The following is a 13,864-nucleotide window of genomic DNA, read 5'->3' as shown; positions in this document are numbered from 1 at the left end:
TTTAATATATCCGGCTTAAAAGTTAAAAAAAGTTAACGTTTCAACGGTTATTCCCACTTAAATACTTTTACGGCAACTGCGTAAATCCCTATTCCCCAGATCACGAGAATCATAATCTGAAATTTAACATCCCACAATCCCATTCCTTCAAATGCCACTTTTCTCATTGCGTCGTTTAAGTAAGTAAGGGGTAGGGCACGGCTAATGGGTTGCAACCAGGTTGGGAAAGCCTCAATAGAGAAAAAAGTGCCCGACAATAAAAACTGCGGCAAGGTTACAATATTGGAAATGGGTGGCACCATGCTTTCACTTTTAGCAATACCTGAAATGATAAAACCGAAGCCCATAAACACAATAATACCCATCGTGGCAAGCAGTAGCATATTAACCACCGTGACGACTCCATGGACGAGTGTGAAGTGGAAAAAGAAATGTCCGATTAAGATGATAAATAAAGCACCTATCAGTGCAAAACCTATCCTGGCAATACCTTCTCCGATTACTATGCTCGATCGCCGTACGGGCGTGGCGAAAAATCGTTTAATCACCAGGGTTTGGCGTAAACTCAAAAACACGAATGCAGTGCCGAATACCCCTGTACTCAACAAGGAAAAACCCAGCTGCCCGGGCAGAATAAAATCGATTGTTCTATACTCGCGGCCAACAATGGTACTTTCTTTAATTTCCGCCACAGATGGTTTTAGTGTCTTGTTGTAAAATGCATTGTTCAACACAGATTTTAAAATGCCACCTTTATCTCTTGAAGCTGAAGTATAAACAACGTTTACGGAATAGGCGCTCGAATTCACTTTTCTGTGTACATCAATCATGGCATCTACATTGCCTTTTTCCAGTAGTTTATCAAAATCAGCTTTTGATTTGTCTTTCACCAGCCTGATCATGCCTGTTTGTTCAAGCATTCCCATCACGGGATTGTCGACATCCGAACCTGGTGTTACACCAACATCAATTCGCGTTCCGCCACCACCCAGAAACCCAAACACCAATATGAAGATTAAAGGAAAGGCCAGTGTAAAAACTACAGCCGAAGGGCTCCGCATAATCGAGCGAAAACTTGCCTTAGCCAAAGCCAACGTTGCCGTCAGGTTGCTGTAGGTGCCAGTACCTGAAGCATTGACTGAATTTTGATCGTTCATATCTGTTTTATATTGGATTAATTTTTATAACTACTTACTTAGATTCTTTTTACTTGCCGACAAAACCCGGATTATTCACGCCACTCTTTTCCGGTCAGGTTGATGAAAACATCTTCCAGATTCGCTTTTTTAACTTCTTTTTTCCGTTCAAAGCCACTATTTACCAATTCATCGATCAAGTTGTCAGGTGTATCGAGTGCGATGATCTCTCCACGTTCAACAAAAGCCACGCGATCGCAAAGCTGCTCCGCTTCATCCATATAGTGGGTAGTGATCACTACTGTCGTTCCTGCTTTACGTATTTCGATAATCAGGTCCCATAAGTTCCGCCTGGCCTGGGGATCCAGGCCGGTAGTGGGTTCGTCAAGGAAGATAATCTTTGGCTGATTGATCAATGTCGTGGCAATAGAGAAACGCTGTTTTTGTCCGCCTGATAAAGCTTTATATTTTGCTTTTGCTTTATCCTGTAGGTTCACCTTTTCCAACATCTCCATTGGTTTAATATTGGCGCCATACAGTCCTGCGAAAAGCTCAATAAGTTCTACGAGGTTTAAATTCGGATAGTAGCCGGCAGCCTGTAGCTGAACGCCGATGATCTGCTTAATTTTATGTGGATCCTGGTCAACTGAAAAGCCGTCTACTATGATCTCTCCCGAAGTTTTATTCCTCAGGGTTTCGATAATTTCGAGGGTAGTTGTTTTTCCCGCACCATTTGGTCCGAGCAATCCAAAAATCTCATGCTCATAAACATCGAAAGTTAAGCCTTGAACGGCCACGAAATCGTCATACTTTTTTACCAGATTTTTAACACTGATAATGGCTTTATTTGTTTCCATATGCGAATGTAAGCAGCTTTAAATGAATAGAAAATGAATTTGGCTATAAATCAATAAAATGTCGGTCAGATGATGTAGGCAGCTGGATGACATCCCTTTAAACAAAATCTGCGAATCTGCGGCAATGTGTGCCGTTGATTCGCAGATGGGAGTATATTTTAACTGAGCTTAAAACAGTAGTTGAGTGCTACCAGGCTAAGTCGCCTTTAATTACATCAACAAAGTCATCAAACAGGTAACGTGAATCGTGTGGACCTGGAGAAGATTCCGGGTGGTATTGTACCGAGAATGCTTTTTTTCCTTTCACACGAATTCCTTCAATTGATTTGTCATTCAGGTTAACGTGTGTGATTTCCACTTTGTCTGAATTTCTCACTTCATCAGGTATTACACCAAAACCATGATTTTGTGAAGTAACTTCACAGTGATTTTTAATGATGTTTTTTACCGGGTGGTTTAAACCACGGTGACCGTTAAACATTTTCATGGTACCAATGCCGTTAGCTTCTGCCAATAACTGGTGTCCTAAACAAATACCGAATAACGGTTTATCTGCCGCAAGGATTTCTTTGATCGTGTCAACAGCATAGGGCATTACCGATGGATCGCCAGGGCCGTTGGAAATGAAATAACCATCCGGACTGAATCTTTCCATTTCTGCAAAGGTTGTTTTAGCAGGGAAAACCTGTACATAAATATCACGATCTTCAAAATTACGAAGGATATTCTTCTTGATTCCTAAATCCAGTGCCGCCACTTTTAAGCTTGCATCCGGGTTACCGTAAAAATAAGGCTCTTTGGTGCTCACTTTTGATGAAAGCTCAAGTCCCTCCATTGATGGTACGTCGGCTAACTTTTGTTTCAATTCTTCCAAATCCGTAATCTCCGAAGAAATAATGGCATTCATCGCGCCTTTATCCCTGATGTGACGAACCAAAGCACGGGTGTCAATATCAGATATCGATACCAGATTATCATTCTGGAAATAATCCTGAATAGACTCTTTAGCTTGTTTACGGCTATAAATGATATTGTAGTTCTTACAAACCAAACCAGCAATCTTGATTGAACCTGATTCGATCTCATCAGCATGGATACCATAGTTTCCAATGTGTGAGTTTGTAGTAACCATGATTTGGCCGAAATAACTTGGATCGGTGAAAATCTCCTGGTAACCTGTCATCCCGGTATTAAAACAAATTTCGCCGGTAGTGGTTCCGATTTTTCCGGCAGCTTTGCCGTGAAAAACAGTGCCATCGGCAAGTAATAAAATCGCAGGTAACTTGGTGTAGTTAGTCATGGTAATTACAATATGGATTTTGATTAAAAAAAGAATGGAAAAAAGAGAGGTGATCAGCAGTTATGCTGTTTTTGCAGGTAGCAAAAAACGATGAATAAATCCCTTTCATTTCGGGGTACAAAGATAGGATTTAAGATTTATAATGTAAAGGAAAATATGAAATAAGGGAGGAGCCCATTCCTTTTAGTCATTTCGCTTTAAATCTTTACCCTTTCATGTTTCCTGTTAAAAATAAAACGATACTTTTGAGGCAACAAAACAAAAGCCATGTCGGTACACAAAGAAATAAAAAGAGTAACCACGCATATTTTACAGGAAATGAAGCAGCGTGGCGAAAAAATATCCATGCTAACTGCTTACGATTATTCAATGGCCACCATTTTAGACGATGCGGGATTGGATGTTTTGTTGGTTGGCGATTCTGCTTCAAATGTAATGGCGGGTCACGAAACCACATTGCCCATTACTCTTGATCAAATGATTTATCATGCGGCTTCGGTAATCAGAGCGGTGAAACGAGCCTTTGTTGTAGTCGACCTGCCTTTTGGTTCTTATCAGGGGAATTCCAAAGAGGCCTTAAATTCGGCCATCCGGATCATGAAAGAATCCGGTGCACATGGGGTAAAACTTGAGGGTGGGGAAGAAATCATTGAATCTGTTCAGAGGATTATTACAGCAGGTATACCGGTAATGGGACATTTGGGCTTAACACCACAATCCATATATAAATTCGGAACCTATACTGTTCGTGCAAAAGAGGAGGAAGAGGCTAATAAACTTAAAAGTGATGTATTGGCTTTACAGGCAGCAGGCTGCTTTTCTATTGTGCTCGAGAAAATCCCTGCGGTTTTAGGAAAGGAAGTTTCCGAGAGCCTGCATATCCCGACTATTGGAATTGGTGCTGGTCAGCACTGCGATGGACAGGTACTGGTGGTAAATGACATGATTGGGTTAACCAAAGGCTTTAAACCCCGCTTTCTTCGTCAGTATATCAATTTATACGAGGAAATACTCGGTGCTGCACAATCTTATATCCGAGACGTGAAAGGAAATGATTTCCCGAGCGAAAAAGAGCAATATTAAGTCTTAAGCAGAGGAAGTTCTCCAATTTAAACCACTAAAAATGTAATACCCGGTGCCAGTTACAGATAAAGACATCCTTTTTGAAGATAATCACCTGATTGCCATTAACAAAAGGGCAGGCGATATTGTGCAGGTCGATGAGACCGGCGATGAGCCCCTTGACGAGCAGGTAAAAAAATACATTGCAAATAAATATAACAAACCAAATGGTGCCTTTTTAGGGGTGGTACATCGCCTGGACAGGCCTGTAAGTGGCGTAATTCTTTTTGCGAAAACCAGTAAGGCACTGGAAAGGATGAATGCAGCATTCAAGAACCGGGAAGTAAAGAAAACCTATTGGGCAGTGGCTAAAAACCGTCCACCAAAAGAGGCCGATACCCTGGTACACTGGCTGGTTAAGAATCCACAGAAAAATGTTGTTACCTATTATAAAACAGAGGTTACCGGTAGCCAGAGAGCAGAGCTGTCTTATCGTTTAATCGGACAGCTTGGAGATTATTTCCTGATCGAAGTTGATCCTTTAACCGGAAGATCCCATCAGATCCGCGTTCAGTTATCATCCATGGGTTGCCCAATAGTTGGCGACAACAAATATGGTTATCCACGTGGGAGCAGAAAAGGCAGCATTTGTTTACATGCACGCAGGCTGCGTTTTTTACACCCCGTAAAAAAGGAACCGGTAGATATTTTCGCAAAATTGCCAGTAGATGGCTTTTGGGAAAGATTTGAAAATATGTAAAGGGAGCGCATCAGCGCTCCTTTTTTATTTACATGTAGTTTTAGTAAATACCATAGCATCCCCAAAGGTCAGCTTATTGATATCTTTGAACTTCGTTTTGCCGTTAACATCCTGTACGTCCCCAAAACCTTCCACCAGTGTTTCGCCCTTCTTTAACCATACCACTTCCCGTACAGAGCTTTTTCCTTCTGATTGAAAGGTATAGTCGGCCACAATGGTATCACCTTTTACCAAACCGCTAATGGTTCCTGCATTTTTATCTTTTTCGTACAGGTTATAGCCCAAAGAACCACTAATGGTGTTTCCATCCTGTTTAAAAGACAATGTAGCAGTATCGCGCTTATTAATATACTGATAGCAATATGACGAGTCTTGAACTGTCTCTGCACCGCTTACAATGGTTGAGTCGATTTTGGCCTGGGTTTTTTTAGCTGTTCCGCCCTGGCAGGAAGCAAAAAAGCCTGCAGCAATGATGGCGAACGCTGGGATGATATTTTTCATGTTGATGTAGATTGATTAGCCGTATACCACAAACAGTTTGCCAAGTTTATCATCCTCTCAAAGTACCTGGAACTCCGACGCTTTAAACGTAGAAAGCCCCGCTTGCGGCAGGGCTGACTAAACAATTAAACCAAGTTCTTTACCAGATAAAAGTACCTACAGCACCTTTGTCTAAGCGAGTACTGATGGTTTTCCCTTTATATTTGATGTTAAATGGAGTTTTGACATTATTGTTGTTGCAAACAATCAGTACGGTTTTACCTTCGGGTGTTTTAAAAGCTACATTCTGTAGGTTGCTAACCACGTTTGATGCGATGCGTACCGAGCCTGTTTTAACAAATTTAGAGGCATGTGCAATCACATAATAAGCTACATTCCTGCTTACGGCCGGTGCAATAGTCAATGCACCCAGGCACGAAGTACAACCTCCCTGATCCGTATGTGGGTTGTAGTTCTGGTCGGCTGCCAGGTTCCATTCCAGCACATTTCTGCTCCAGTTTCTGGTGGCACCAATAATGAGTGTAGATACATGCCATTTCAGGTCTTCTGCAAAATTGCTTGGCCCCCCAACCCATTGTTCAGTGAAATACACATGCTTGTCGGGATGCGCATTATGAACCTGCGTAAGAGCTGAAATCGGGCCGGCGTACAAATGAAATGCCGAACCGTCAATATATTGCTTTGCATCAGGATCATTCAATACGGTAATCGGATATTCTGGCTTATCTGCATTGTGGTCATAGATAATGATCTTGGTGCTGATTCCATTACTTTTAAATACCGGTCCAAGGGCAGTTTTAATAAACCTGGCCTGATCTAGTGCCGCCATATACATACTTGGGTTGTTCCCAGGGTGTAACGGCTCATTTTGCGGCGTAATCGCATCAATAGTGATGCCCTGGCTTTTCATAGACTGGATGTACTTCGCCAGGTATTGAGCGTAAACCGTATAATACTCCGGTTTCAGGCTCCCGCCTATATAGCTCCCGTTTGTTTTCATCCAGGTAGGCGCAGTCCACGGAGAACCCAATATCTTGATCGACGGATTAATCGCCACAATTCTTTTCAGAACCGGAATAAGGTCGGCCTGTTCTTTTTCAATTGAAAATTGAGCCAGCTGCTCATCTGTCTCACCTTTTGCCAGGTCATTATAGGTAAAAGGTGTCGCACTTAAGTCTGAACCCCCAATACTGATCCTGATGTAGTTTACCCCGATGGCATTTTCCGATGAACCGAATAACTCATTTAATAACTTGTCTTTTTCGGTTTCTGAAAGTTTGTTGATCAGGGTAGCGCTTCCTCCGGTTAGGGTATAACCGAAACCATCGATAGATTGAAATGTGGTTTTAGGATCCACTTCAATCGTTGGATTGGCATTTTTAGCGTTTGAGAAGTTCAACGCCACGCTTTGTTTCCTAAGGAGCTGTGATTTGTCGCCTTTGGTTAGCCAGAATTCAACTTCTGTTTTTAAAGGCGCTCCAGTGCCTGCTGCATTTGGGGTCGTTTCGTTATAGGTATCCGGACCTTTGCTGCAGGCGCAGGCCACAATCAGTAAGCATAATGCTGTACCTAAAGTGTAAAGCGGTTTTATCAGTACAGTTCCGGCCCTGAATTTTAGCATATTGTTCCTCATATAGATTGATAATTGGGAAATGATGATAAAACAAAGGCGACCATAGCCGCCTTTGTTTCCCGAATGATTTATTTTACGTTTGGATTTTTATCCAGCTCATCCTGAGGGATGGGGAAATACAATTTTGATGCAGTAAGGTTATAGTTCAGATTTGCACCTGCTCCATCTACCTGAGCATTCATCACCGGAATTACACGGTTTGTTCTCAGCAAATCGAACCAGCGGTGTCCTTCAAAAGCCAGTTCTAAACGGCGTTCATTTTCTATCGCTAAACGCATAGAGGCCTGGTCGGTTGCTGTTATGGCAGAAAGGCCCACGCGGGCACGGATCTGGTTAACCAGTGGTGCCGCCGCCGACCATCCTGATGCACTTAATTCATTCAGCGCTTCCGCTTTTAATAAAATCAGGTCTGCTAATCTTAAGATATAGTTGTCAGATTTATCATCGGCGCGATACTTATTGATATAAGGATAGCTCGTTTTAGACCAGTAGGAATCGCTCCAGCCTTCAGAAACTACATTATTAAACTTAATGCTCGAGGCCTTACGTACTGCATCACCAGCATCATCAAATGCTTTAGATAAGCTATTGGTCGGCGTATTGAAACGTTTCCAGCCTGTTCCCACCAACACACTTGGCATCCAGTTACCATGTAGACCACCGTAACCATCATATTGCATTTCCCAAATGGCCTCAGTATTGTTTTTATGATTGGAATCCCAAAGAAAATCGTAATTCGAAACCAATGAATATCCGCCACCAATTACGGCATCTGCGTAAGTGCTTACCTTAGTCCAGTCGGGAGTAGCCTTCGATGCATATACTTTTGCCAGTAAAGCGTTAGCGACACCTTTCGTCATGATGCCTTTGTTTGGAGCCGTTGTACGGGCATTAGCAGCACCGTATTCCAGATCGGCAACAATCTGGGCGTAGATGGCGTCGACAGTTGCCCTAGCCGGATAAAACTCAGCATCAGTAGTAGGTACTTTTACCACCAGCGGTACAGATCCCCAGGTTCTCACCAGGTTAAAATACATATAGGCGCGAAGGATACTGGCTTCAGCAAGAATTTGCTTTCTTCTGTCGCCGGCATCCAGCTTCGGATCCTGTATATTTGGGACATTGGTCAGGATTAAGTTACAGTTTTTGATATCGCTGTAAAGCGCATTCCAGTCTCTGCCTACATTCCCATTGGTTGAATTTACCGTGAACAGGTCAAGCTGAATATTCGCAGGATTATCTCCGCCTGCGTAAGCATTGTCTGATCGTACATCACCGTTGGTCATATAATCCCAGATATGGAAATCATTGTACATGCCGTCGTAAGCACCCTGTATAAGTTTTTCTGCTGCCGCAGCATCAGCAAAAGCCACGTCAGGCCCAACCTGAGTAAGCGGACTTTGTTCTAAAAAGTCTTTTTTGCAGCTGCTTAATGCCATTGCAATGGTGCCTGCTGCGATTAATGAATATATCTTAAGTTTCATTTTGTTTAAATTAAAAGCCTACATTAACACCAAATAAGAAAGTTCTCGACTGTGGATAAGTTCCATAATCAATACCCATTGCCGGTCCGTTAGCAGAGTTTACATTTACTTCCGGATCAAAGCCACTATACTTCGTAAAAGTCAACAGGTTATAGGCAGAAGCATATAGCATCACTTTGCTCATTTTAAGTTTTCCTAAAGTAGCCGCACCGAAGTTGTAAGAAAAAGTAGTCGTTTTCAAACGCAGGTACGATCCGTCTTCAACAAAACGGCTTGATGTAAGCGTATTATTGGTGTTATCTTTAATGGCTTTTGGAACATCCGTAATCTGTCCCGGTGTAGTCCATCTGTTCAGTACCACTGCCGATTGGTTTTTCGAGTCATTCATGCCTTCAAGCTCCATTCTGGAAGCATTGAACATTTGATTACCCTGTACACCCTGGAACAAAAAGTTCAGGCCAAAGTTTCCGAATGTAAATGTGTTGTTAACGCCGTAAGTGAATTTAGGTTGTGCCGAACCAATAAAAGTTCTGTCGTCCGCATTGATCTGTTTGTCGCCGTTTAAATCCTGATAGACAATGTTTCCGGTTTGTGGATCAACACCGTTTGAAACATAGCCATAAAAGCTTCCCAACGGGCGGCCTGTTACCACTCTGATGGCGGCATCACGCTCGTAGATTCCACCGAAAGTGATGGAGCTTACCTTATCACCTAAACTGGTTACCTTATTGCGGTTGAGCGAGAAGTTCAGGTCGGTAGTCCAGGTGAATCTGTCTTTTACAAAGTTCTTGGTGGTTAGTACAAACTCCAAACCTTTATTTTCCATATCCCCAACGTTAGAAGCAATGCTTCCGAAACCAATGGAGTTAGGCAATGGCTGGTTGATCAGTAAATCTTTCGTTTTTTTCAGGTAAGCATCGGCAGTAAAAATTACACGGCTGTTAAACATGGTCAAATCCAAACCGATATTGGTTTGTGTTGTTTCTTCCCATTTCAACCCTGGATTAGGGAGTTGAGAAAATACATATGAGCCCTGAGTTGTTGGTGTATACAATTCTAAGTACGAATAATCTCCAATGCCTTCATCATTACCTACCTTACCCCAGCTCGCTCTTAGTTTTAAATCATTAATGGATTTAACCTCTTTTAAAAAGTTCTCGCCCGAAATTCTCCATCCAACAGATGCCGAAGGGAAATAACCATACCTGTTTTCAGGTCCGAAACGGGATGAACCATCTGCCCTGAAATTGGTGCTGAATAAATATTTGCTGTCGTAAGCATAAGTTAAACGGGCTAAGTATGAACGTTTGCTCCATTGCGAAGCTGTTGGAAGCTGAACAGGAATAGAAGTTCCCCTGTCTAAAAGCTGTCCGTTTGTTCCGATAAAGTTTTGTTCGTTATAGCCTAAATAGTAGTATTTAGATTCCTGCAGCGTCATACCACCTGTTGCAGTGAAAGCATTTTTACCCCAGTTTTTGGTGTAGTTAAAAATGTTCTCATTCAACCAAACATGGTCTGTACTAAAGTTTGCATTTCTGATCCCCTTCTGTGTTCTGCCGTAATCGGTGGAGTAGGGGTCTAAGAAATAAGAATAACGGTTGTCATTGTTATTGGTACTGATGCTCGATTTAAAAGAGAAATCCTGCGTAAACTTAATTTCAGCTGCAAAAGCACCGAGGAAACGGAAGTTTCTGTTGCTGTTTTTTGCTGCGAAAGCATTGGCAACAGGATTTTCTGAACCACCTTTATAAGGGTTAAAGGCATAAGTTCCGTTAGCTGCATAAACACCGATGGTTGGTGGCGTAGTAAGGGCAGATAAAATTGTTCCCCCTCTTGCCACGTTATTATTATCACTTACATCAACAGAATTGCTTTGCGTTAATGCGGCATTTCCGGTCAGTTTTAACCATTTGGTGATGTTTTGAGAACCGTTGAAATGCAAGGTATATTTATCCAGTTTAGCTGGCGCAACCACACCTTTGTCTTGCTGATATCCGGTAGACAGGGAATATTGTCCGCCTTTAATACCGCCAGAAATAGATGCCTGATAGCTGTTTTGTACGCCTGTTCCAAAAGTTAAATCCTGCCAGTCGGTATTTTCGTTTCCTAAACCATTGGTGTCGTAACCAAGTTCTTTCATTAAGGAGATATACTGGTCTTTGTTCAGTACATCCTGTTTTTGCCATAGGTTAGAGAAACCTGTAAATGCATTAAAGGTTGCACGGATTTTATCAGATGAACCTTTCTTCGTGGTAATTAAGATTACCCCGTTTGCGCCACTGGAACCGTAAATAGCTGCTGCAGATGCATCTTTTAAGATCACCAGGTTTTCGATATCTGTAGGATTTAGGAAACTTGCATCACGTGAAGTAACCCCGTCAATTACGTATAGGGGACTGTTAGAGGCATTAATCGAAGTATTACCACGAATAGTAACCGATACTCCTGAACCTGGTTTACCTGACTGCGAAGTAATCTGTACCCCGGCTGCCTTACCCTGAATCGCCTGAAGTGGATTGGTCACCGGCTGGTTCTCAATATCTTTAGATGACAAGGAAACAACAGCGGTGGTCAGGTCTTTCTTTACTGTAGTACCATAACCAATTACAACCACTTCGTTTAACTGCTGGTTATCGTCGCTTAGTGTAACGTTGATTGATGTGCGGCCGCCAATGGTTTGTTCAATTGTTTTAAAGCCAATAAAGGCGAATTCCAATACCGCATTTTGAGGTGCACTAATGCTGTATGAACCGTTGTCGCCTGTAGAGGTACCCTGATTGGTTCCTTTCACTTTCACAGAAACGCCGGGTAAGGGTAAACCCTGGTTATCTTTTACCAAACCCTTTATGGTGATGTTTTGTGCCCATCCCCAGGAGGTGAGGCATAAAATACAAACCATAAGCAATGTAAACTTTTTTCTCATAATTTTTGCTCTGTTAATATTATAGGGTGTAAAGTTAGCATTGATTTAGTGTTAAAAACAAGTTTTCATTCGAAATAAAATTACGTAACTAACTGATATATAGTTTTTTATAAAGATATTGATACGCTTTAATACCGCGATTGATGAAGCCCTTTTAAGCTTGATTATCAGGCTTTAATCAGGGTAAAGAAGCTGTGCTGCGGCAGTGGTTTGATACGCTTAGGTACCTGTTTGTTTTTCTTAAACAAATCGTTAAATACAACAAGAATGTGACCTTAAATGGTAGTGGTTTACTCGATTACCAGCTGACTCCAACCGTTTTTACCTGTTTTGCTGAGAGTTTTCTTCCGGTCTTCCATCACTTTTTTAATGCGCGAACCAAAGGTCCAGCAAGTGCTTTGCCGGATTGATAGCAATTCAGAAAGCTTATGGGAGGAGATCTTTCCTTTAGATGAGTAGATCAGGAAGATCATGTAGAAGGCTTTATTGATGGGAATACGGGTGTTGTGAAAGATTGTATACGTTGTAACCGATTCCTCATAACTGCATTTGCTGCAGCGGCGGCTATAAAGAATGTGACCGTTAAAAAAGTGATCATTATTGCATTTTCTGCAATGATACCCTTTACTCCATTTTAATTGTGAAAGAAATTCATAGCACGATTCTTTGTCCGGGTAAATTCTGCTGAACTCCTCAAAGTCAACATCCGTATTCATGACCCGATCTCGCGTCACCTTCTCTACACTGGTCTGCAATTCTTCATTATCGTGTTCGAGCAACACATTCATTCTTGAAATTTCCTCGGCCTGTTGTTGCAGCAGTGCATTGGCTTCTTCAAGGGCCTGATTTTTACTCTCGATAATCAGCGACTTATGATAAACTTCGCGCGTACGCTCCTCCACCTTGGTTTCCAGTTCCTGATTTAACGAATCTTTCAGTTTGACATTTACAGCCATTTGCCTGATCATCTTTTGCTGGGCCTTATCTTTTTTCAACTTCAGGATCCGGACTTTATCTCCAATGGCAAAGGATAAAAAGATCATCTCCAGCACAAAACAGAAGCTTAAACTGTAGTAGCTGATGGCACCAAAATTCAGCCAGCCAATTCCCAGCATGATTAAAAATTTCAGGGTAAAGCCCAGGAACAGAAAACTATAGCCCAGCACAAAAAAGCGCGCCGGCTGGTAGCCGTTTTTAAAGATGTAAATGCCGGTAAAAAAAGCCACAGAAAGCGGGATGGCCTCAATAAATTTATAGCTGAATAAAGTCTGATCGAACAGGTAGCAGTACACAAAAAAGACAAGCCGCAGTGTAATCACCGCGATAATCAGTTGATTAACTTTTGGTGCTTTCGCCTTCACATAAAGCAATTCGCGGGTAAATAGTAAAGCAAAGATACTGGTTGCACATAATGCAAACGCATATGCCAGCTGGTTCCAGGCCGGGGCATGGGGCCACAAATACTGGTAAGCTATACCATCCGAACTCATTTCAAAGAAACCCACACTTAAGTTATACAGCACATAAAACAGGTATTGCTTCTGCTTGATTGCGATATACATGATGAGGTTGTAGAAACTAAAAACGAGGATCATTCCATAAAAAATGCCGAAATAGAAATATTCATCAAGGGCATAGGAAATAAACCATTCAGTGGTTCTGAGTACGATGATGATGTCTGCTATTTGTGAAGAACTGATCCTGAAATAATATGTCCTTTCCTGATTACCTTCGTTTTGTAGTGGGATCTCAAAATTTTTATGGTGAATAAGCCGCTTTTCAAAGCTATTGGCATCACCCAGATTTTCCACCTTATAGTCGCCATTTGGTTGCGGAACATATGCCGTAATGTGATCGATTGTCTGATCAAAAAATTCCAGCACAAAAGGTTTCCTGGCCTGGGTATTGGTTTTGACCCTAATGCGAACCCAGTACGTTTTATTTAGTTCTTTTGTTTGTGGTGTACTCGTTAAACTCGCCTTAAAGTTGCCGTTAAACCGCTGGCTTTTAACTTCTTCAAAAGAAAACTTACTTTGCGTATCTTCGAAAACCTCTATTTCCTTAAAAGTGAATATATGCTGTGGAACGGTATCCCTAATTTCTACCGGCTTTTGCGCATAGCCGCAAAGGGTACAAAGAAGGAGGTAGAAGCATATAAGGAATAGATTTTTCAAGTGATGGCCAGAAATTGATTACAAAGATAATGAA

At 41.8% G+C, this 13,864-nt stretch carries 10 protein-coding genes; 2 read left to right on the top strand and 8 right to left on the bottom strand.

From position 1 onward, the window contains the following. Positions 1-47: 47 nt before the first annotated feature. The 3 genes from AB669_RS06725 to carA all read right to left on the bottom strand — a co-directional run bounded on the left by AB669_RS06725 (position 48) and on the right by carA (position 3,293). Positions 48-1,157, bottom strand: coding sequence for an ABC transporter permease (locus AB669_RS06725; protein ID WP_047798550.1), 1,110 nt, complete (start codon positions 1,155-1,157; stop codon positions 48-50). Positions 1,158-1,228: 71 nt separating this feature from the next. Then, positions 1,229-1,993 (bottom strand): ABC transporter ATP-binding protein, encoded by a 765-nt coding sequence (locus AB669_RS06720; protein WP_047798549.1) that lies wholly within the window; start codon positions 1,991-1,993, stop codon positions 1,229-1,231. Between the two features lie 187 nt (positions 1,994-2,180). Continuing rightward, a complete protein-coding gene (gene carA, locus AB669_RS06715; protein WP_047798548.1) occupies positions 2,181-3,293 on the bottom strand; it encodes a glutamine-hydrolyzing carbamoyl-phosphate synthase small subunit in 1,113 nt (370 codons plus the stop codon). A gap of 267 nt (positions 3,294-3,560) precedes the next feature. On the opposite strand from carA, the gene panB reads away from it, so the two are divergent. Further along, complete coding sequence (gene panB, locus AB669_RS06710; protein ID WP_047798547.1) at positions 3,561-4,376, top strand: 3-methyl-2-oxobutanoate hydroxymethyltransferase; 816 nt, start codon at positions 3,561-3,563, stop codon at positions 4,374-4,376. A 52-nt stretch (positions 4,377-4,428) separates the two neighbouring features. Then, on the top strand, positions 4,429-5,115 hold the full coding sequence (locus AB669_RS06705; RefSeq protein ID WP_047798546.1) for an RluA family pseudouridine synthase: 687 nt from the start codon (positions 4,429-4,431) through the stop codon (positions 5,113-5,115). Positions 5,116-5,139: 24 nt separating this feature from the next. Here AB669_RS06705 and AB669_RS06700 read toward each other — a convergent pair whose 3' ends face one another. The 5 genes from AB669_RS06700 to AB669_RS06680 all read right to left on the bottom strand — a co-directional run bounded on the left by AB669_RS06700 (position 5,140) and on the right by AB669_RS06680 (position 13,830). Continuing rightward, positions 5,140-5,616: a hypothetical protein gene (locus AB669_RS06700; protein WP_047798545.1), complete on the bottom strand. Its 477-nt coding sequence runs from the start codon at positions 5,614-5,616 to the stop codon at positions 5,140-5,142. A 139-nt stretch (positions 5,617-5,755) separates the two neighbouring features. Further along, entirely contained in the window at positions 5,756-7,249 is a 1,494-nt protein-coding gene (locus AB669_RS06695) for a glycoside hydrolase family 30 beta sandwich domain-containing protein (RefSeq protein WP_231582638.1), read from the bottom strand. A gap of 68 nt (positions 7,250-7,317) precedes the next feature. After that, complete coding sequence (locus tag AB669_RS06690) at positions 7,318-8,733, bottom strand: RagB/SusD family nutrient uptake outer membrane protein (protein ID WP_047798544.1); 1,416 nt, start codon at positions 8,731-8,733, stop codon at positions 7,318-7,320. 10 nt (positions 8,734-8,743) lie between these two features. Continuing rightward, positions 8,744-11,656, bottom strand: coding sequence for a TonB-dependent receptor (locus AB669_RS06685; RefSeq protein WP_047798543.1), 2,913 nt, complete (start codon positions 11,654-11,656; stop codon positions 8,744-8,746). Between the two features lie 290 nt (positions 11,657-11,946). After that, on the bottom strand, positions 11,947-13,830 hold the full coding sequence (locus AB669_RS06680) for a 7TM diverse intracellular signaling domain-containing protein (protein ID WP_231582637.1): 1,884 nt from the start codon (positions 13,828-13,830) through the stop codon (positions 11,947-11,949). Between the last annotated feature and the right edge of the window lie 34 nt (positions 13,831-13,864).

The sequence above is a fragment of the Pedobacter sp. BMA genome (genome assembly GCF_001027745.1).
In the GTDB taxonomy this organism is placed as follows: Bacteria; Bacteroidota; Bacteroidia; order Sphingobacteriales; family Sphingobacteriaceae; genus Pedobacter.
The sequence above is the reverse complement of the archived record's forward strand: the minus strand, read 5'-3'. Positions and strand labels throughout refer to the sequence as shown.

What these genes read in the sequence shown, in the direction of transcription:
- carA (WP_047798548.1), bottom strand. Translation starts at nt 3,293, where the DNA reads ATGACTAACTACACCAAGTTACCTGCGATTTTATTACTTGCCGATGGC.
- AB669_RS06720 (WP_047798549.1), bottom strand. Translation starts at nt 1,993, where the DNA reads ATGGAAACAAATAAAGCCATTATCAGTGTTAAAAATCTGGTAAAAAAG.
- AB669_RS06685 (WP_047798543.1), bottom strand. Translation starts at nt 11,656, where the DNA reads ATGAGAAAAAAGTTTACATTGCTTATGGTTTGTATTTTATGCCTCACC.
- AB669_RS06725 (WP_047798550.1), bottom strand. Translation starts at nt 1,157, where the DNA reads ATGAACGATCAAAATTCAGTCAATGCTTCAGGTACTGGCACCTACAGC.
- AB669_RS06700 (WP_047798545.1), bottom strand. Translation starts at nt 5,616, where the DNA reads ATGAAAAATATCATCCCAGCGTTCGCCATCATTGCTGCAGGCTTTTTT.
- AB669_RS06695 (WP_231582638.1), bottom strand. Translation starts at nt 7,249, where the DNA reads ATGAGGAACAATATGCTAAAATTCAGGGCCGGAACTGTACTGATAAAA.
- panB (WP_047798547.1), top strand. Translation starts at nt 3,561, where the DNA reads ATGTCGGTACACAAAGAAATAAAAAGAGTAACCACGCATATTTTACAG.
- AB669_RS06690 (WP_047798544.1), bottom strand. Translation starts at nt 8,733, where the DNA reads ATGAAACTTAAGATATATTCATTAATCGCAGCAGGCACCATTGCAATG.